The organism is Nocardia sp. NPDC059240, assembly GCF_042753865.1.
Taxonomy (GTDB): domain Bacteria; phylum Actinomycetota; class Actinomycetes; order Mycobacteriales; family Mycobacteriaceae; genus Nocardia.
In genome coordinates this window covers 1-19,522 of the sequence record NZ_JBHZAC010000016.1, presented here as the reverse complement: position 1 = coordinate 19,522, position 19,522 = coordinate 1, and the positions used below count along the sequence as shown (strand labels likewise).

At 66.5% G+C, this 19,522-nt stretch carries 19 protein-coding genes; 10 read left to right on the top strand and 9 right to left on the bottom strand.

Annotation, left to right across the window (positions count from 1 at the left end; all coding sequences use genetic code 11):
* Positions 1-16: 16 nt before the first annotated feature.
* From ACFXHA_RS39970 to ACFXHA_RS39945, 6 genes are all read right to left on the bottom strand, one after another.
* Complete coding sequence (locus ACFXHA_RS39970; RefSeq protein WP_379365697.1) at positions 17-1,237, bottom strand: type III polyketide synthase; 1,221 nt, start codon at positions 1,235-1,237, stop codon at positions 17-19.
* 35 nt (positions 1,238-1,272) lie between these two features.
* The gene (locus tag ACFXHA_RS39965) at positions 1,273-2,760 is read right to left on the bottom strand and encodes a fatty acid desaturase (RefSeq protein WP_379365695.1); all 1,488 of its coding nucleotides are present in this window, start codon (positions 2,758-2,760) and stop codon (positions 1,273-1,275) included.
* A 232-nt stretch (positions 2,761-2,992) separates the two neighbouring features.
* On the bottom strand, positions 2,993-3,826 hold the full coding sequence (locus tag ACFXHA_RS39960; protein WP_379365694.1) for an LppX_LprAFG lipoprotein: 834 nt from the start codon (positions 3,824-3,826) through the stop codon (positions 2,993-2,995).
* 303 nt (positions 3,827-4,129) lie between these two features.
* Positions 4,130-4,843, bottom strand: coding sequence for an alpha/beta fold hydrolase (locus ACFXHA_RS39955; RefSeq protein ID WP_379365692.1), 714 nt, complete (start codon positions 4,841-4,843; stop codon positions 4,130-4,132).
* A 338-nt stretch (positions 4,844-5,181) separates the two neighbouring features.
* Complete coding sequence (locus tag ACFXHA_RS39950) at positions 5,182-6,717, bottom strand: hypothetical protein (RefSeq protein ID WP_379365690.1); 1,536 nt, start codon at positions 6,715-6,717, stop codon at positions 5,182-5,184.
* A 52-nt stretch (positions 6,718-6,769) separates the two neighbouring features.
* On the bottom strand, positions 6,770-7,138 hold the full coding sequence (locus ACFXHA_RS39945) for a DUF1844 domain-containing protein (protein ID WP_379365999.1): 369 nt from the start codon (positions 7,136-7,138) through the stop codon (positions 6,770-6,772).
* A 356-nt stretch (positions 7,139-7,494) separates the two neighbouring features.
* Between ACFXHA_RS39945 and infC the strand changes: the two genes are divergently transcribed.
* From infC to ACFXHA_RS39920, 5 genes are all read left to right on the top strand, one after another.
* Positions 7,495-8,211 (top strand): translation initiation factor IF-3, encoded by a 717-nt coding sequence (infC, locus tag ACFXHA_RS39940; protein ID WP_379365998.1) that lies wholly within the window; start codon positions 7,495-7,497, stop codon positions 8,209-8,211.
* Positions 8,212-8,275: 64 nt separating this feature from the next.
* Entirely contained in the window at positions 8,276-8,470 is a 195-nt protein-coding gene (rpmI, locus tag ACFXHA_RS39935; protein ID WP_379365688.1) for a 50S ribosomal protein L35, read from the top strand.
* Between the two features lie 110 nt (positions 8,471-8,580).
* A complete protein-coding gene (gene rplT, locus ACFXHA_RS39930) occupies positions 8,581-8,961 on the top strand; it encodes a 50S ribosomal protein L20 (protein ID WP_040807291.1) in 381 nt (126 codons plus the stop codon).
* Between the two features lie 108 nt (positions 8,962-9,069).
* Positions 9,070-9,873 (top strand): TrmH family RNA methyltransferase, encoded by an 804-nt coding sequence (locus tag ACFXHA_RS39925; RefSeq protein ID WP_379365686.1) that lies wholly within the window; start codon positions 9,070-9,072, stop codon positions 9,871-9,873.
* Positions 9,874-9,925: 52 nt separating this feature from the next.
* Positions 9,926-11,440 (top strand): APC family permease, encoded by a 1,515-nt coding sequence (locus tag ACFXHA_RS39920; RefSeq protein WP_379365684.1) that lies wholly within the window; start codon positions 9,926-9,928, stop codon positions 11,438-11,440.
* A 2-nt stretch (positions 11,441-11,442) separates the two neighbouring features.
* Here the strand turns inward: ACFXHA_RS39920 and ACFXHA_RS39915 are convergent, their stop codons facing one another.
* Positions 11,443-12,012, bottom strand: coding sequence for a TetR/AcrR family transcriptional regulator (locus ACFXHA_RS39915; RefSeq protein WP_379365682.1), 570 nt, complete (start codon positions 12,010-12,012; stop codon positions 11,443-11,445).
* 115 nt (positions 12,013-12,127) lie between these two features.
* Between ACFXHA_RS39915 and ACFXHA_RS39910 the strand changes: the two genes are divergently transcribed.
* Positions 12,128-13,582, top strand: a complete 1,455-nt coding sequence (locus ACFXHA_RS39910; protein WP_379365680.1) for an MFS transporter — start codon at positions 12,128-12,130, stop codon at positions 13,580-13,582.
* Positions 13,583-13,680: 98 nt separating this feature from the next.
* Entirely contained in the window at positions 13,681-13,896 is a 216-nt protein-coding gene (locus tag ACFXHA_RS39905; protein WP_379365678.1) for a hypothetical protein, read from the top strand.
* Here the strand turns inward: ACFXHA_RS39905 and lipB are convergent.
* Positions 13,874-14,545, bottom strand: a complete 672-nt coding sequence (gene lipB / locus ACFXHA_RS39900; RefSeq protein WP_379365676.1) for a lipoyl(octanoyl) transferase LipB — start codon at positions 14,543-14,545, stop codon at positions 13,874-13,876. The genes ACFXHA_RS39905 and lipB overlap by 23 nt on opposite strands.
* Positions 14,546-14,724: 179 nt before the next feature.
* Between lipB and pheS the strand changes: the two genes are divergently transcribed.
* Together pheS and pheT are read left to right on the top strand one after the other, a co-directional pair.
* Complete coding sequence (gene pheS, locus ACFXHA_RS39895; protein WP_379365675.1) at positions 14,725-15,783, top strand: phenylalanine--tRNA ligase subunit alpha; 1,059 nt, start codon at positions 14,725-14,727, stop codon at positions 15,781-15,783.
* A gap of 28 nt (positions 15,784-15,811) precedes the next feature.
* Positions 15,812-18,313: a phenylalanine--tRNA ligase subunit beta gene (pheT, locus tag ACFXHA_RS39890; RefSeq protein WP_379365673.1), complete on the top strand. Its 2,502-nt coding sequence runs from the start codon at positions 15,812-15,814 to the stop codon at positions 18,311-18,313.
* A gap of 73 nt (positions 18,314-18,386) precedes the next feature.
* Here pheT and ACFXHA_RS39885 read toward each other — a convergent pair whose 3' ends face one another.
* Complete coding sequence (locus tag ACFXHA_RS39885) at positions 18,387-18,929, bottom strand: TetR/AcrR family transcriptional regulator (protein ID WP_379365671.1); 543 nt, start codon at positions 18,927-18,929, stop codon at positions 18,387-18,389.
* 134 nt (positions 18,930-19,063) lie between these two features.
* Between ACFXHA_RS39885 and ACFXHA_RS39880 the strand changes: the two genes are divergently transcribed.
* Positions 19,064-19,339: a hypothetical protein gene (locus ACFXHA_RS39880; RefSeq protein WP_379365670.1), complete on the top strand. Its 276-nt coding sequence runs from the start codon at positions 19,064-19,066 to the stop codon at positions 19,337-19,339.
* The last annotated feature ends 183 nt before the right edge of the window (positions 19,340-19,522 follow it).

Below are 19,522 nucleotides of genomic sequence, written 5' to 3'. Positions count from 1 at the left end.
GAAGGGCTGGGTTATGTCAGGGCCGGATGATGTCGAACAGCACGCCCTCGAGGGTGACGCCCGGCGCGAAGGAGAACGCCACACCCGTCGAGATCGGCTGATCGGCCTGCTGCGCGATCATCTGCTCGAGCACGAAAATCAGTGAGACGCTGAGCATGTTGCCGTATTCGGCGAGCACGTCCCAGCTGGCCGAGGCCTGCTCGGGGCTCAACCCGAGCGAGCTCACCGACTGCTCGATGATCTTCGGGCCACCCGGGTGGATCGCCCACAGATCGACATCGGACTTGCTCATGCCGTGCCGCTCCAGCACCCCGGTCACCACCGGATCCACCCCGTTGAGGATGTACTGCGGCAGGTTCTCCGACAGCTCGCAGGTGATGCCATTGTCGTTGACGCCCAGGACGATTCCGTCCTCCGCGTCGTCGAACAGGTAGCTGAAGCTGTCACGGATGACGATCGAGCCGGCCGCCAGCGGCTGCTGCGGGTTGCTCGCCCCGATGACCACCGCGCCGCACCCGTCACCGAAGAGGCTGTGGATGATGACATCGTTGATGTTGTCGTCGAACACGGCATTGACCGAGCTCAGCTCCAGGCAGATGACCAGCGCCTTCTTGTCCGGGTGCGCCCGAACATAATCGACGGCGGCCCGCACCGAGTTCATCGCGGCCGCACAGCCCATGAAGTTCACCATCACCCGGTTGATCGCGGGCGATAGGCCGAGCTGCTTGACCACGGCCACATCCACACCGGGCGCGATGAACCCGGTGCTGGTGGCGAAGACCATCATCCCGATCTCCGTCGCCGGATCCTCGAGGTGTGCGACCGCGCGGCCGGCCACATCCACGGCCAGCGGCACCGCGTGGTCGTAGAAGGTGTTCATGCGATCCCGGATGGTGCCGACTTCCTTGCTGTAAGAAAGGAATTCGGGGTCGACCGGGTTGACTGCCAGATGCCGGGTGGTGATCCGGGTCTTCTGGTAGATCCGCGGAATCCGCGCCTGCTGCACCGGATCGCTGAACAGCTCGGCCACCTGGGCGGCGGCGTCGGCCTGCGAGAAGATCTGCTGCGGTGCTCCGGTGGCGATGGACTCGATCACGCCGACGGTGGTCGGCGGGGTGGGCGGCAGTGGTGTCGGTGCGAAGTCGCCGCCTTCGAAGAAGGCAGTGCCGGGTTCGCTCCCCACGAACCGGGTGGACGTCGCGGGCACCATGCCCCCTTCATCAATGGTGATAGACACGAAATTCTCCCCTCGATTTTCTAGATGGAATCGGTTCAGACAGTTCCGATTCCGGTGAAGCCCTGAGCCGTATAGATGACGCAGGTCTTCAGGGCAAGCGGTGAGAAGTGCTCCTTCATGAACCCCCACTTGCGTTCCACCGCGTCGTCGGACGGCGCGAGAATGTAGGTACGGATCTGCTTCGGGAAGCGATCGGTGAAGAAGCTCTTGGCCGGCAGCCATTCGACACCGAACTTCGCGGACTCCTCGCGCAGCACATCCTCGGTCGCGATATTCGCGAAACCACTGCGCTGGTAGGGGAGTACGTGGTGCACCCGGTGCGAGCTCAGGCCCGCCGACAGGAAGCAGTCCACGTAGCGGTTACCGACCACCTTCAGGTCGTAGGCCTGCTCGATCTGGTCGACACCCCAGTCCTCGGAGTTGTGCTCGAGTTCTTCGGTCTCGACCTCGAAGTCGTGGCTGGCCACCACCAGGAAGGTGGAGATCCACAGGCTGAACACGAATTGCAGTGCCCAGGCCCAGAAGTCGCCCATCACGATGAACGCGATCATCTCGCCGATGAGCAGGAACCGGACGCCGAAGGAGCCGATGAAGTGCGGCAGCGCCCCACCCCAGGTGCCGTACATGTCCTTGATGCCCACCTTGCGGGTGAGCCGGCAGACATCGAGCAGGCGCATCAGCATGCCGGTCACGGTGTGGCCGAACTTGTGCATGGTGTGGACCGGGATCCGGTACAGCCGCGGGATCCGCATCATCATGGTGAAGACGTTCTTCTTGATGTCGACTTCACTCTGGGTGTGCGGGTGGTGCAGCAGTGCGTGGCCGTCCGCGGTCACGAAAGCCAATGCGACGTAATTGAAGTCGAAGGCGTTCGTGTAGATCTTGTTCATGCCCTTCTGGGCCCGGTGGATGGCGTAGTGCCCGAAACCGGCCAGGCTGCTGCGCAGCAGCACCATGGCGATCACGAACACCGGCAACGGCATCCAGTTGCGCTCGAACAGCCGCAGCCCCTGCACCGCGAAGTACGCGACCGCGAGGATGGCCACCACGATGTTGAAGTAGGTGTCCATGCGGCGGATGCGCGCGGCCAGCTCGGGTTCCTTCAGACGCGCCTTCACCTTGTGGAGCAGGTCGTCCTTGTTGTCGAAGCTGAACTTCGGGGTGTCGCGCCAGCTGTCGAAGCCCTCGTTGAACAGGAAGGCGGGGGCGTTGGCCTTGGGATGGATATCCTCGGGCAGCGCGTCGCGATCCAGCGAGTACTTCTTGATGATCTTGCCGATGGCTTCCGGATTCTTGTGGTACGAACCGATGATCGAGGTGATGTCGCGGTTCTTGGTCCGGCCGATGAAGAACTCGCCGCCCGGATGCTTGGAAATCCAGTCGCTGAGGTCGTAGGCTTTGCCGTTGTAGACCCAAACGTTCGATACCGGGGGCGGGCCGTCCAGCGGAGGGCGGCGGAACTCACCCTCACCTTCGGGTTCCCGGCGTTCGATCGCCGCCTCTGTGGGCTGTTCGATCGTCATAGCATCCCTCCACACGCAGGCACGACGTTTGAGCTTTCAGACGAAATCGTCGGTGCCGCGCCTTGCATTTCACTGAACAATCTCTTGTAGCACTTGTTGTAAGCAGCGGCATTTCGCACCGGAGGGTGCGAACGCCAAAGCCGGTCCGGGGAGTGGGCGGGCGACATGCGTTGCCGCCGTTGCGTTTTCCCCGAACCGGCTCCGAACTCACTTCACGGGAGCAATCCCGGGTTTAGCCACCAGGCTTGGTGACGTGGACTTCCTTGCCCCAGTTGGACAGGGTCACGGTGACATTGCCGGCGTCCTTGGTGACGACGGCGCGCACCAGGTTGGGGCCGGTGCCCGGCGAGGCGGCCGCGGACGGCAGCGTGGTGCCGGTGCCACTCGGGGGAGCGACGTCCTTGATGTAGACGACGATCGGGAAGGTGCCGCCGTCCTTGCCGATCTGCGGGACGATCGGGTCGATGACGGAGGCGTCGATGGTGCCGGACACCTTCACGACGTCGATGCCGTCGATCTTCTCGCGGCCCTCGGCCTTGGCGTTCTTGATCTGGCCGATGGCGTTGGCCAGGCCCTTGTCCTTGTCCAGGATGATGCCCGGATCGTAGATCTTCTCCGCCGGACCGATCTTGGCGTACTTGCTGCCGTCGCCGGTGTAGAGGGTCTTGTCGACGACCAGGAACTTGGTGTCGGTGAAGTCGGGGTCGTCCGTCTTGATCTTGACCTTGGCCTCACCGATGGCCTGGCCGGCACCCTGCGGCTGGTTGGTGATGTCGGCCTTGATGCTCTCGAACGGCAGGCCCGGGATGTTGGTGACCGCCAGGTCCGCGTGCACGTTCTGCAGCGTCTGGGTGGTCTTGGCGGACTCGGCGACGATCTGCGCACCGTCGGGCAACTGCGACGGCGGCGCGGCCTGCGAGGTGGTGGCCTTGCTGTCGTTGCTGGAGGACGAGGAGCAGCCCGCCACGAGCGCGGCGACAGCGGCCGCGGCGATCACGACCGGCAGGACGCCACGCCGAAACCCGCGTCCGGATGCCCGTTTACCTTGAGAAATCAGCTGATTCATATACAACCCCCGAAGCTTCCATTCGATCTCGTAGTTTGGGCAGCCTTGCCGCTGCCCGTCGTAGTATGCAGCACTTCGCCCCGGTCCGCGCCGGACGAGGCGATACTTCGGCATCCAACCAGCACAGCAATCGTGTCGCCAAGAATTTTGATCATTCAGCAGCGCAAGCGATTACCCTGCAACCCTGAAATGTCCCATGTGGGCGCGAGTGTTAACGGATTTACAGTGCTCGCAGCAAGCCGAGCGACCGCTTACCTGGATGTCATTCCGTCGCTGGGTATTTGCGGAATAATCGCTGAATATTCAACGACCGGCCGCCTCATGAATCAACTCCGCCAACTCCAGCGGCTTCGACCACATCGGCCAATGCCCCGTCGGCAGATCCACGTACTCGGCATCCAGGAGCCGCAGCTCCTGCACCAACGCCGGCACCTCCTCCGCATCGCGGAACTGCGCGATCAGCGAGGAGGGGAAACTGCAGCAGATCACGGTCGTCGGAATCTTCAGCCGCGCAGGCGAATCGCTCAGCCGCACCGGCTGTCCCGCGACCCCGGCCGGAACCGGTACCGCGCGCTCGCGGAACCGCGCCAGCATCGCCTCGTCCAGCCCGGCCAAACTGTTCCCCGCCGCCTCCACCTCTTCCCAGGTGTCCGCCAGCGGAAACTCCACCGCCTCCCCGAGGGCCGGATTCAGCACGAACCCGTCCGGCATGGGCGCGGTATCGGCGTAGATCACCCGCGAAAACCGCTCGGGCGCTAGATCTGTCGCCATATACCCCGATGCTGCGGCCCCCGAATGCACCACCAGTACCACGGCATCCGCACTCGCCGAAGCGTGCTCGACAATCGCCCGCGCCTGTGTCTCGAGCGTCGCCGTCAACCGCTGCGGATCCTCCGGATCCTGCCCCGGCAACGTCAACGCCTCCACTTCATCCCCCCGCGACCGCAATTCAGCGGCCACCCGATCCCAAGCCCAAGCCCCCAGCCAAAACCCGGGAGCCAGCAGTATCCGTGCCATACCCCGAGCATGGCACACCCCACCGACACCGAAAACCCCTCTGTCCTGGGGTCTCTCGCCCACCCTCACCGCCAGCCCGCACTTCCTGGCACTTTGCCCTCCACATCGAGGTGGACCCGCCGCACCAATTTTCCGGTCCGGAAAACCCGCCCCGCCAGTTGATCTCGCAAACCTCCCGCTCTCGCCACAACCCCAGCCGAAAACTCCGCTGCCGGCAGTGCCCGGAAGCGCCCTGTGTGCGCCGAGTGCTCTCGCGGCAGGGTTGGCCGAGTTGAAAACTGACGCCCTCGAAAGGATCTCGTGGGCAGCGGTCCGGCGTGAGCGCGGTCGCGGCTCACTCACTCGCGGTGATTCAGGCCCAACCGAAAACTCAACAGCCGCTGCGGCTTCGTAGGGATGTCAGCGTCGCACCACAACTGCGCCGGCGATCCGAGCTCTTGCTCGCGCAGTGCGGTCAACACCGCGATCGCGATGTCGCGTCCGGAAGGCCGACCCGGTAGGTAGTCGGCCGGTCGAGATTGCCCATCGGTTCCCAGAATCTCCAGCCGAGAGCCGCTGTCCCCGAACCATCCCCGCACGAGCCAACCATCCGGGTCGTCCCGGCGACCGATGGTCCACTCGACACGGCCAACATAGGGATGCAGCAGAGCGACATCCGCCGCGAGCGATTCGAACACCGGTTGCAGACATGACTTGAACGCCGTCCACGTTGTCGCCCCGAGTTCGACGTCGGGCGACTCCCGATCGTCGTAGTGGTCCGACGCGGCATCGGGAGCGGCCACCCAGTTTCCGTGGATTCTGTCGGTGTCGGTGTCGGTGTCGAGCACCCTGCGCTGGTAGTCCTCGGTGGCGGCGGTCGGGTCCACCTGGAGATAGAGCAATGTTAGGTTGCCGGTGGACCGGCGCAGCGTGATCGTCACGTCAGGCTGCCGCCAGATTGCCCGCGCGCCAAGCCCTCCCACGCGCGTAGGCACGCCCAATAGACGCACACATTCCGCCAGCGCGGCCCGATAGGCGGCGTCACCGGCGGCTGTGGACAGCCGTTGCATCAGCAGCAGGGTGCTGAACTCGCCGAATCCGGACCGCGCGAGATCCGGGTCGTCCGGTGTCTTGGCCGCATCGAGAAATATCCATTCCCGGTCCGACTCCAGTTCGACTCGGAGGTGATCCCGAAGCAGGCCATCCAACTCGACGGTCGGCCAGCCCGTCGATCGGGTCAGCCGGGTGATGTCGGCTCGCGACCAAGATCCGGTATCCGCCTGTGCGACCAGCGGAATCGCGGCGAGGAAGGCGCTCCAGTCGGTGAGCCGGACGGCTTTATCGGCAGCGGCGACGGCGCTGCGCCTGGTTGATCGGTAGACGGCCGGATTGTCCAGCGTCAGAAAGGTTTCGCCGCCGCTCGTCGACAGATTCACGACGATTCGCGGGTGGACCCACAGCTGCGGAGTACCGGGAGACACCCCGGTGGGTTCGCCCCACGCCGCGCGAAAGAGGACGCCCAGTTCCTCGAACGTCAAGTCGAAAGTGTCGGGGCCGCTGCCGGATTCGATGGTCGGAACAACAATCGCGATGCCCCGGACCTCGTCGTGGAGCGTACTCAACCGGATACGGGGTGCGCCATCGTGCGACAGTGTCAGCGACGCCGGATTCAGTCGTGCATAGAGCTCGACGTGGCGTGGCACCCGCCCTTCGCGTTGCAGCCGTTCGGCTACGAGCGCCGGGCCCCTTTCCTCGCGCTGGACGCTCGCCGCGCCCCAGCCGAGATGCTCGGCGAATCGCTCCGCATCGGCGGCGGTCCAGGTCCACTCGAATTGTGTTGCGGCGATCGCGATTTCCGCCACCGCATAGAGGTCCGCCCCCGGTTCTCCACCCATCGCACGAGCCTACAAGCTCAGCGGGGGAGGGGCTGGGGGCGGAATCAGGCGGTCAGTAGACCGGGCCGGTGAACTTTTCGCCCGGGCCGGCGCCGGGGGCGTCGGGGTATTCGGAGGATTCGCGGAAGGCTCGCTGCAGGGATTGCAGGCCGTCGCGGATGGGGCCGGCGTGGGGGCCGAGGTATTCGACGGAGGCGGTGACCAACCCGGCGAGGGCGGTGATGACGCGGCGGGCCTCGTCGAGGTCGAGGTGGGGGCTCGAGGACGGATCCGCTTCGCCGAGGCCGAGCTTTTCGGCGGCGGAGCTCATGAGCATGACGGCGGCGCGGCTGATGACCTCTACCGCGGGGATGTCGGCCAGTTCGCGGACGACCTCGCCATCGATGAGGGCGGCGTCCGATAGGGTCGCGTCGTCGTTCATGGTTGCCTCGCTCATGGGGAAGAGCATCGCATCGAGCGGGTCGCCGCTGGTGGCGGGGGCCGCCGATTCGGAGCCTGCGGCTATGAGTGTTAGACTCTTCCGCGACGACCGTCCTGGACTGGTTACTGCAACCGACACGGGACATCAAGTGGAGCCCGACTCCCACCGTCAACCAGCGGTTCCCGATGGAACACAGCAAGGTTCGGCGGTCCGGTCGCCCATCATTTACGTGATGGGTTCTGCATGTGGGTTTTTCCTGCGTGCGGTGCGATGCAGCTTGTTTGCGTCGAAGATCGGTCGACTCGGGCCCCGTGGTGGTGAAATACCAACACGGGGCTTTCGTGTTGAAATTGGGGTTGCAGTTATTGCTTGCGGTCGTTGACGAACCGCTTGACCTAGGAGGCCCCATCAGCACTGAGACCCGCATCAACGATCGCATCCGCGTTCCCGAGGTCCGACTCATCGGACCCGGCGGCGAGCAGGTTGGGATCGTGCGTGTTGAAGATGCACTACGCGTCGCTCAGGAAGCTGACCTCGACCTGGTCGAGGTCGCACCGGACGCACGCCCGCCGGTGTGCAAGATCATGGACTACGGCAAGTTCAAGTACGAGACCGCGCAGAAGGCGCGTGAGTCCCGGAAGAACCAGGTCCAGACCGTGATCAAGGAGCAGAAGCTCCGACCGAAGATCGATGACCACGACTACGCGACCAAGCGCGGCCACGTGATGCGCTTCCTCGAGGCCGGGTCGAAGGTCAAGGTCACCATCATGTTCCGTGGTCGCGAGCAGTCGCGACCGGAGCTCGGTTTCCGGCTCTTGCAGCGACTGGCCGCCGACGTCGCCGACCTCGGTTTCGTCGAAACTTCGGCCAAGCAGGACGGCCGGAACATGACCATGGTCCTCGCTCCCCACAAGGGTGCGAAGACGCGGGTGAAGGCGCAGAACGACGCGAGCTCCTCGCAGCAGCGCAGCAGTGCGCCGGCTCCGGCCGAAGCGCCGGTCGCCGAGGTTGCCGCGGCTCCGGCCGCCGCGCCGGTTGCGGAAGCTCCGGCAGCAGCCGCCCCGCAGCAGTAATAACGACAAGCATCGGCGGCAGGGTCACACCCCTGCCTCCGGTATGAGACAGATTGAGGAATCCATGCCGAAGATGAAGAAGCACAGCGGTGCCTCGAAGCGATTCAAGGTGTCCGGCTCGGGCAAGCTGCTCCGTCAGCAGGCGAACCGTCGCCACCTGCTCGAGCACAAGCCTTCCACCCGGACTCGTCGTCTGGACGGCGTGGAGGTCGTCGCGAAGGCGGACGTCGCTCGCGTCAAGAAGCTGCTCGGTCTCTGAGCTAGCAGCATTCGCGATCCGTTCGCGGAACGCCTGAACCGACCAACCTCCGGGCGCAAACCCCGGGTCCACGCGAGGACCCAGCGCCCCCAACGATCAAGGACTGAAAAGTGGCACGCGTCAAAAGGGCCGTCAACGCTCAGAAGAAGCGCCGTTCCGTTCTCGAGGCCTCGAAGGGCTACCGCGGTCAGCGGTCGCGCCTGTACCGCAAGGCCAAGGAACAGCAGCTGCACTCGCTCACCTACGCCTACCGGGACCGCCGGGCGCGCAAGGGTGACTTCCGTCAGCTGTGGATCACTCGTATCAACGCCGCCGCGCGTCTGAACGACATGACCTACAACCGCTTCATGCAGGGCCTCAAGGCCGCCGGCATCGAGGTGGACCGCAAGATCCTGGCCGAGCTCGCCGTCTCCGACGCCGAGGCCTTCGCCCAGCTGGTCGCCGCCGCCAAGGCTGCCCTCCCGGCCGACGTCAACGCCCCGGCCGCCTGATTCGGTCTGCGTGACAAAGCAATACCCGAAACGACCCGTGGACGTGCTCTCCGAGCACCACCCACGGGTCGTTCGGCATTTTCCGACCGGCACGAGGAACAGGTGGTCATGAGCGCTGACGTCATCGACTGGCGCAATTCCCGGATCGTTGCGGCCGTCAAGCTGCATCGCAGTCCGGTGCGGCGCAAAACCGGGCTGTTCCTCGCCGAGGGCGCGAATTCGGTTGGCGCCGCGCTCGATACCGACCGGGTCGAGGAGCTGTTCTACTCCTCCAGGGCGGCCGAGCGCGAGCACGCACTGGTCGCGGGCGCGGCCGCACAGGGGGTGCGGACCACACTGGTCAGCGATCGGGCGGCGGAAATGCTCGGGGAGACGGTGACGCCGCCGGGGCTGATCGCGGTGTGCCGCCACGTGGATGTGCCGCTGCGTGAGGTCCTCGACTCTGGGCCGCGCATGCTGGCCGTGCCCGTCGAGATCGCGGATCCGGGCAATGCGGGCACGCTCATCCGAGTCGCCGACGCTGTCGGCGCGGACGGCGTCGTCCTGGCCGGTGATTCGGTCGACCCGCACAACGGCAAGTGCGTACGCGCCTGTGCGGGAAGCCTTTTCCACGTGCCGGTGGCGCGCTCCCGCGACATCGACGCGACCCTGGACGCGCTGGAAGCGGCGGGCATCGCGATCCTCGCCACCACCGCCAAGGGCGAGGTCGACCTGGACGACGCCGACGAGATCCTGAGCGGCCCGGTCGCCTGGCTGTTCGGCAATGAGGCGCACGGCCTGGACAAGGCCATCGCCGCCCGGGCCACCCACCGCATCCGGATCCCCATTCACGGCCGTGCCGAAAGCTTGAATCTGGCTGCCGCGGCGGCTATTTGCCTCTACGCGAGTTCGCGGGTCCAGCACTCGAAGTGACCGCACCGGGCCGATTCGGTGTGCTGCTGATTTGCCCGTATTCTTTCGTGACGTGACATCGCCCAGCACTCTGCGGTCCGGTGCGCTGTCCCTGGTCTCCAGTGTGGTGATCGGGGTGGCGTCGGCGGGGCCGGCGTACAGCATTACCGCCACCCTCGGATTGGTCGTGGTGGCCGTCGGGGCCCAGTCGCCGATCATCGTGCTGCTGGCCTTCGTGCCGATGCTGCTGGTGGCCATCGGATACCGGGATCTCAATGCGGTGGAACCGGATCCGGGCACCACGTTCGTGTGGGCGACGCGTGCGTTCGGACCGTTCACGGGGTGGATGGCGGGGTGGGCCATCGTCGTCTCGGATCTGCTGGTGATGGCGAGCCTGGCGCAGATCAGCTCGCAGTACACCTTCCACCTGTTCGGCGCGCACGGCATCGGAGCGGACGGGACCAGCATCTGGGTGCTGTTGCTGGGTATTGCCTATCTGATTCTCATGACCATCGTCGCGGTGCGTGGCATCGACGTGTCGGCGCGGCTGCAGTCGGTGCTGCTGAGCGTGGAATTCGGCATGCTGGTGGTGTTCTCGGCGGTCGCGTTGGGGCGGGTGCTGCTCGGGAACGGGCCGGCCGGGTCGAGCCTGCCGAGCTGGGAGTGGTTCAACCCCTTCGCCATCGGCTCGTTCTCCGACTTCGTGACCGCGCTGCTACTGATGGTGTTCATCTACTGGGGCTGGGACTCGGCGGTATCGGTGAACCAGGAGACGGTGGATCCGCGGCACACGCCGGGACGCTCCGCGGTGCTGTCCACGATTACCTTGGTGGCGCTGTATCTGCTGGTGACCGTGGCCGCGCAGGCGTTCGCCGGAACCGGCAAAGACGGTATGGGCCTGGCCAATCCGGATCATGTCGACGATGTGCTCGGCGCGCTCGGGCGGGCCGTGTTCGGCGACAGCTGGATCGGCACGGCGGCGGTGTATCTGCTGTTCGGCATGGTGCTCACCTCGGCGGCGGCCTCCACCCAGACCACCATCCTGCCGACCGCGCGGACCACCTATTCGATGGCGCTGCATCACGCCCTGCCCGCGGCGTTCGGCCGCATCGATCCGCGCTTCCGGACCCCGGTGTTCTCGACCTGGGTGTTCGGCGGGGTCTCGGTGGCGCTGTACGTGGGCTTGAACTTCGCCTCCGGCGGCCGCCTGATCGCCGAGGCGGTGACGGCCATCGGCATCTCCATCGGCGTGTACTACGGGCTCACCGGCCTCAGCTGCGCGTGGCTGTACCGGCACGAATTCGCCGGCAGCCCAAGGACTCTCGTGGTCAAGGGCATCCTGCCGACGCTGGGCGGGGCAGCACTGTTGTTCGCGGCGGGCTGGACGGCGGTGACCTCGTGGTTCAGCGCTGTCTTCGTGCTCGGTGTCGGCACCTTGCTGATCGGCATCCCGATCTACCTGACCCTGGCGCGCAGGATGCCGCCGTTCTTCCGCGGTGAGGTGCTGGCGCGCCGGTTGCCGGAGCCGACCGAGGACATCATCGAGGCCGATGCCGAACCGGAGCCGGAAGTGCCTGTGCGCGGCTGAATTCAGGCTTCGTCGCCGCGGATGTCGGCGAGGAGTTCGTCAGCCCAGGGCGGTCGGAAGGCATCGGGCCCGACCAGCCGCATGACCGTCAGGTCGATGAGCAGCATGCCCTTGCCCATGAAGCCGCGCAGCGCCTCGGGGGACGCGCCGGTGAGCTCGCGCAGCAGCAGATAGATCTTGCCGAAGCGCTCGCGGATGCAGTCGCCGATGGCGGGATCGGAGGCAGCCGCCATGCCTTGCAGGAACACGCGCGGCAGATCGGGTTCCGCCAGGAACTCGACGAAGCTCGGACCCAGCATGTCCAGGCGCTGTTCCGGCGTCGCATCGGGTGTGAACTGCTCGGCGGCGACGCGGAAGATGTCCTCGATGCGATCGCAGACGCGGCTCAGCACGGCCAGGAACAGTTGCTGCTTGGTGCCGAACAATCGGATCACATACGGCTGCGAGACGCCCGCTCGCCGTGCGATGTCATCGGTCTTGGTTGCCGCGTAACCGGATTCGGCGAAGGCGGCGACGGCCGCGAGCAGCACCTCTTCACTGCGTTCACCTGCGGTCATCCGGGTCCTGGTCATCGTCCGACCTCCTCGTCAGCGGGGGCTGTGCCTATTCAAGCGGTCCTTGCCTTGACATGTTATCAGTCGATGCATACTCTTCTAGTTATCAGTCGATTACAACAAGGACTTGGACATGACTGAAACACTCGAAACCTCGACTCTCGCCGACAAAGTCGCGGAAGGTGCCCGTCAGCGTCCGCTGGCCGCGATCCTCGCTGCGATCGGCATTCCGACGTTCATGGTCACGCTCGACAACCTCGTGGTGACCAACGCTCTCCCGGTGATCCGCACCGAACTGCACGCCTCGCTGTCGGATCTGCAATGGTTCGTCAACGCCTACACTCTCGCCTTCGCCTCGCTGCTGCTCACCGCGGCCGCGCTCGGCGACCGGCTGGGCCGTCGACGGCTGTACCTAGCCGGGATCGCCCTGTTCACGCTCGGCTCGGCCGCCTGCGCGCTGGCCACCGAACCGTGGATGCTCATCGCCGCCCGCGCGGCCCAAGGCTTCGGCGGGGCGGCAGTGATGCCGCTGTCGCTGACACTGTTGTCGGCGGCGGTACCGGAGAAGATGCGCAGCGCCGCCATCGGCATCTGGGGTGGCATCTCCGGACTCGGTGTCGCGCTCGGCCCGGTGGTCGGCGGTGCCGTCGTGGAGGGCATCAACTGGCAGTGGATCTTCTGGATCAACGTGCCGATCGGCATCTTCGCGGTGCCGTTCGCCGCCCGCGTCCTCAACGAATCCTTCGGCGGTGCAAGGAAATTGGACCTCGTCGGCCTGGTGCTGTCGGCCGGTGGTGTGCTCGCAGTGGTGTGGGGCGTCATCCACGGCGCCGGTGACGGCTGGACCTCGGCCAAGGTGCTGACCGGCCTGATCGGCGGCGGGGTCCTGCTCGTGGTGTTCGTGCTCTGGGAGCGCCGGGTCGCCGACCCGATGCTGCCGCTGCGCCTGTTCGCCCGCCGCGGCTACGTCATCAACGTGGTGACGCTGACCTTCTCACTGGGCGTGTTCGGCTCGATCTTCCTGCTCGCCCAGTACTTCCAGGTGGTCCAAGGCTATTCGCCGCTGGCCGCCGGCGTTCGCACCCTGCCGTGGACCATGGCTCCCATGGTCGTCGCCCCGCTCTCCGGTCTGGTCGTCGACCGCGTCGGCGCTCGCACCCTCATCGGTGTCGGTCAGGTGCTGCTGTCGATCGCCCTGTTCTGGATGGCGCTGGCGACCGGCGTCCACTCCGACTACAGCTCCTTCGTGCTCCCGTTCATCCTCGGCGGCATCGGCATGGGCCTGACCTTCGCCCCCACCGCCACCGCCGTCATGGCCCGCACGGCCCCGGCCGATCAGGGCATGGCCTCGGGCGCCAACAACACCATCCGCGAGGTCGGCGTCGCCCTGGGTGTCGCAGTCCTGGCCTCGGTCTTCGCCTCTCGCGGCTCCTACCTGACGCCGCAGGACTACGTCGACGGCCTCATCCCCGCAGTCAAGGTCGGCGCCGCAGTCGTTGCAGTCGGTGCCCTCTTCTCCCTGCTGCTCCCCGGCCGCAAGGCCACGGCCGAAAGCCTTGCTGAGGGAACCGTGGTCGCCGCGCACTGACTCAGCGAGTTGTGCGAGAGTTGCTCCAGCACGAACCGCGTACCGCCCCTTCCGGAATCGTCCGGAAGGGGCGGTACGCGTCTGAGGGGGTAATCGACATGTCCACCGGTACAACGAAATACGGCTCGCTGTTCCTGCAGTGCTATTTCTGGGCCGCGCTCATGGGAGTGCCACGGGGATGGCACGTCCATCACAATCTCGTGCTCGGCATCCTCGAAGGACTGTGCGGGGGCATCGTCACCGCCGGTGCGCTGACCTGCTGCCGCATGTATGCCGTTCGGCGCGTGGAGATCAGGCGGGGAGAACCGGTGTAGCGGTGGCTTCGAAAGCCTCGGCGACGGTGGCGACCACCTCGGGCATGGTGGGTGCGGGTTTACCGCCGAGTTCGCGTTCGAGCGAGGTCATGTCGACGTCGGGGAGGCCGCAGGCGACGGCGAGCTTCCACGGGGACAGGTCGCCGGTGACATTGACGGCGAAGCCGTGGGTGGAGACGTTGCGGCCCACGCGCATGCCGATCGAGGTGATCTTGCGGCCGGTGTCGCGGGTCCAGACGCCGGTGAGGAGTTCGGAGCCGGGCGGGGTGACGCGGCGTTCGGCGGGGATGCCGAAATCGGCCAGGGCGTTGACGATTCGCTGTTCGACGTCGCGGATGAGGTCGACCACGCCTTCGCCGGGTTGCAGGCGGACGATCAGATAGCCGACCAATTGTCCCGGGCCATGGAAGGTGAGTTGGCCGCCGCGGTTGGTGGTGAAGACCGGGATATCGGTGTCGGGGGCCGGGAGGTGCGCCTCGGGGGTGCGTCGGCCGATGGTGAAGGTCTGTTCGTGGGTGAGTAGCCACAGGGTGTCGGGGCGTTCGTCGGCTACGCGTTGTTCCCACATTTCCTGCATGCGTGCCATCGCCGCGCCGTATTCGGTGAGGTGGGCGGTGTCGTCGATGAGGGTCAGCGGCCGGGACTTCACACGTCCATTCGTACCACTGTGGTGGCCTCCGCCACACCGGCAGGGCGGGCCGGAGCTGGGGAAATCCAGGTGAGGTGGGCTGATTACAAGGATTACGATGCCACCAGCAAGAATGGGTGGGCCGATCCTGGCAAACAGACCCGCCGACTCGTAACCAGTATGGGGAGTGACGAACCATCGTGGCCGATGACAACAGTGCCGAGCAGAACGCTGCGCTGAGCGAGGAATCGCTCTCCGCCGCCGCGGAAGCTGCTGAGAAGGCGTTCGCCTCGGCCGCCACCCTGGACGAGCTGGCGGCCGCCAAGACCGAGTACATGGGCGGCAAGTCGCCGATCTCGCTGGCGCAGCGCTCGCTGGGCACCCTGGCCAAGGAAGAGAAGGCCGAGGCCGGCAAGCGCGTGAACGTGGCGCGCGGCCGGGTGTCGAGCGCTTTCGAAACCCGCCAGGCCGAACTGCTGGCCGAGCGCGACGCGGCGGTCCTGGTCGCGGAGACCATCGACGTCACCCTGCCCGCCCGCCGCCACGCGGCCGGTGCCCGGCACCCGATCTCGGTGCTGTCGGAGCGGGTCGCGGACGTGTTCGTGGCCATGGGCTGGGAGGTCGCCGAGGGCCCCGAGGTCGAGACCGAGCACTTCAACTTCGACGCCCTGAACTTCCTGCCGGACCATCCGGCCCGCACCATGCAGGACACCTTCCACATCGCGCCGGAGGGCTCGCGGCAGGTGCTGCGTACGCACACCTCCCCGGTTCAGGTGCGCTCCATGCTGTCTCGCGAGCTGCCCATCTACGTGGTGTGCCCGGGCCGCACGTTCCGCACCGACGAGCTGGACGCCACCCACACCCCGGTGTTCTCGCAGATCGAGGGTCTGGCCGTCGACAAGGGCCTGACCATGGCGCATCTCAAGGGCACCCTGGACGGTTTCGCGCGGGCGCTGTTCGGCCCGAACACGACGACTCGCATGCGGCCCAGCTTCTTCCCCTTCACCGAGCCGTCCGCCGAGGTGGACGTGTGGTTCGAGGACAAGAAGGGTGGCCCCGGCTGGGTCGAGTGGGGCGGCTGCGGCATGGTGAATCCGAAGGTGCTCATCGCCAGCGGTATCGACCCGGCGGTGTACAGCGGCTTCGCGTTCGGCATGGGTCTGGAGCGGACCCTGCAGTTCCGCAACGGCCTGCCGGATATGCGCGACATCGTCGAGGGCGATGTGCGTTTCACGGTGCCGTTCGGCATCCAGTCCTGACCCCCGATACAAGGAAGCGAAACGTCAAGTGCGAGTAGCGCAGTCCTGGCTGACAGACATCCTGCAGCGGACCACCCCCGGGTGGTCGGTGACGGCCGAGGAACTCGACGCGGGGTTCGTCCGGGTCGGTCTGGAAGTCGAAGAGGTCGATCCGCTCGAGGCCATCGGCGGTGACATCGAGCACCCGCTGGTGGTCGGCCGGGTCGCCGAGATCACCGAGTTGACCGAGTTCAAGAAGCCGATCCGCTTCTGCAAGGTCGACGTCGGCAATCCGGAGCTGCAGGAGATCGTCTGCGGTGCACGGAATTTCGCCGTCGGTGACCTGGTCGTCGTGGTGCTGCCGGGTGGCGTGCTGCCCGGCGGTTTCCAGATCGCGTCGCGGAAGACCTACGGGCACACCAGCAACGGCATGATCTGCTCGGTCGCCGAGCTGGGCATCGGCAAGGACCACAGCGGCATCCTGGTGCTGGAGCCCGGCACCGCCGAGCCGGGTACGGACGCCAATGTGCTGCTGGGCCTGGACGATACGGTGATCGAGCTGGCCATCACGCCGGACCGCGGGTACGCGTTCTCGGCGCGTGGCCTCGCCCGCGAACTGGCCTGCGGCTTCGACCTGGAGTTCGGTGATCCGGCCGTGCGGCTGCTGCCGGACGCCGAGACCGAAGCCTGGTCGGTGAAGCTCGAACCCGAGTCGCTGTGCACGCGTTTCGCGATCCGCCGGGTGACCGGTATCGATCCGAAGGCCGTGAGCCCGTGGTGGTTGCAGCGTCGCCTGCTGCTGTCGGGTGTGCGCCCGATCTCTCCGGCCGTGGACGTCACCAACTACGTGATGCTCGAGCTCGGCCAGCCGCTGCACGCCTTCGACGCCGCCAAGGTGCAGGGCGGTTTCGTGGTGCGCCGCGCGAACAAGGGCGAAACCCTGCGCACCCTCGACGAAACCGAGCGCACCCTCGACGGCGAGGATGTGGTGATCGCCGACAACAGTGGCGTCATCTCGCTGGCCGGCATCATGGGTGGTGCGAGCACCGAGGTGTCCGACACCTCCACCGACATCCTGCTCGAGGCCGCCACCTGGAACCCGGTCGCCGTGGCGCGTACCGCGCGCCGCCACAAGCTCGGTTCCGAGGCCAGCCGTCGCTTCGAGCGGGTGGTGGATCCCGAGCTCAACATTGCCGCGCTGGATCGCGCCGCCACCCTGCTGGCCGAGATCGCCGGTGGCACGGTCGAATCCGTGCTGACCGACGTGCGTGTGCCGACCCCCAAGCCGCAGCCGATCGCCATGAACATCGACCTGGCCGACCGCACCGCGGGCGTGCACTACGCGCCGGGCGCGGCCACCCGCCGCCTGCAGCAGGTGGGTTGCTCGATCGAGGTGGGCGTCAGCGAGGCCGGTCACGGTCAACTGGTGGTCACCCCGCCGAGCTGGCGGCCCGACCTCACCCAGCCCGCCGACCTGGTCGAGGAGGTGCTGCGCCTGGAGGGTCTGGACAAGATCCCGTCGGTGCTGCCCACCGCCCCCGCCGGTCGCGGCCTGACCGCCGAGCAGCGTCGCCGCCGCGCGGTGAGCAAGGCGCTTGCGTTCGAGGGTTGCGTCGAGGTGCCGGCGCCGGTCTTCATGCCCGGCGGCGTCTTCGACACCTGGGGCCTGGACGCCGACGACGCGCGCCGTAAGACGCTGCGCGTGCTCAACCCGCTCGATGTCGAGCGCGCCGAGCTGTCGTCCACGTTGCTGCCCGGCCTGTTCGAGATCGCCGCCCGCAATATCTCCCGCGGTGAGCGCGATCTCGCGATCTACGGCATCGGCCAGGTCACCCTGCCGACCGACTCGACCGTGGCCGTGCAGCCGCTGCCCGTCGACCGCCGTCCCACCGACGCCGAGATCGACGTGCTGCTGAAGTCGTTGCCGCTGCAGCCGATTCACATCGGCGCGGTCCTCACCGGGAAGCGCGAGCCGCGCGGACCGTGGGGCGCGGGTCGCGCGGTCGAGGCGAGTGACGCGTTCGCCCTGGTGGACGCGATCGCCGAGGCCGCCGGTCTGGTGATCGAACGCCGTGCCGCACAACACCTTCCGTGGCATCCCGGCCGTTGCGCCGAGCTGCTCGTGGACGGTGTGGTCGTCGGTCACGCCGGTGAACTGCACCCCGCCGTGCTGGAGCGCTCGGGCCTGCCCCCGCGTACCTGCGCCGTCGAACTCGACCTGGATGCCCTCCCGGTCCGCGAAGTCCGGCCGACCCCGGTGATTTCCGCATTCCCGGCGGTGCTGCAGGACGTCTCGCTGAGTGTCGAGAAGTCGGTCCCCGCGACCGCCGTCGAGGCCGCCCTCAGCACCGGTGCCGGCGAACTGCTCGAAACCATCTCGCTGTTCGATGTCTACGAGGGCGCGCAGGCCGGTGAGGGCCGCAAGTCCCTCACCTACGCACTGCGTTTCCGTGCCATCGACCGCACCTTGACCGAGGACGAGGCGAGCGCGGCGCGCGACGCGGCCGTGGCCAAGGCGGCCGAGGCCGTGGGAGCTGTGCTGCGCGGCTGAGGTTTTCGGCTTGTCGAAGGCGGGCTCCGATCCTGGTGGATCGGAGCCCGCCTTCTTTGTCTTCGGCCGGATGTTATTCGGCTGGACGGGGTTTCAGTCCGTCGAGAACGAGGGTCATGGCGCGTTGCCATGCCTCGGTGCCGGCGTTCTCGCCGAGCAGGGCCAGCGCCCACATGAGATTGGCGATATCGGAATCGGCTGCGTCGGAACGTAACTGACCGGAGCGGCGGGCGCGGTCGGTGATCGCGGCGATGTGGGACATACCGCGCGCGCACGTTTGCTCCAGTGCTGCGGCAGCGGCGTTGTCCCCGGTAAAAGCTTCGAGGAGGGCTCTGTCGGCGGTGAATCGGCCGACCATGTCCGCGAGGAATCCGGTAAGGCCGGACCAGGGGTCTGGGTCGGCCAACGCTTTGGCGGCGACTTCGTCGAGCGCTGTCACATGCGGGGTCAGCAGGGCTTCGACGAGATCCGCGCGGGTGGGGAAGTGCTTGTACAGCGTTCCGATGCTGACCCCCGCGCGCCGGGCGATCTCCTCGAGCGACCCATTGAGCCCACGGGTAGCCAGCACACGTACCGCCGTGATCATCGGAGTCGGGCCCGGACTCGGAATGTCCATGGCTCACCCGTTCGGCAAGGAAGGATTCCGAGTCGCGCTCATCTCCCGCAGCGCGGCCCGGCACGGTGACTATGTCGCGGCGTTGGCCGCGCACGGGATCGACGCTCGGGCGTATGCGGCCGAGCGTACGGCCTATGCCTGCGTTGGGAGCGATGGCTCTGTCCTCGGCGGCTCTGCGGAACTATGCGGTCACGTTGAATGCTGGTCTGGCCGAAACCGGTGTCTACGCAGGGACTCTCACGATCGGTGGGCTGATCGAGCGTGGAGACCTGCATGTCATGGCGGGCGCTAACACTGCAGTGTTCGGCGAAATCGAGGGGCGCACTTTGGATCCCGACATGCTTGCTGACGCTGCGTGGGAGATGTACCGGGATCGGGGTCGGGCCGAGGCGGTGTTCGAGAAGGTATAAGACGAAAGACAAAAGAAGAAAAGAGAAAAGACAAAAACGGCCAGGAGGAGGAGTTGGGAGGTGGCTGGGTTGGGCTCGCCGGGTGGCGGTACCAGCCGCCTCACCGTCCGAAAAGCTCATCGTCCCGATGCTTTGTCGTCGAGTGGCACATTTCGGAGGGGATTTGGGTGAATTGTCCGCCGA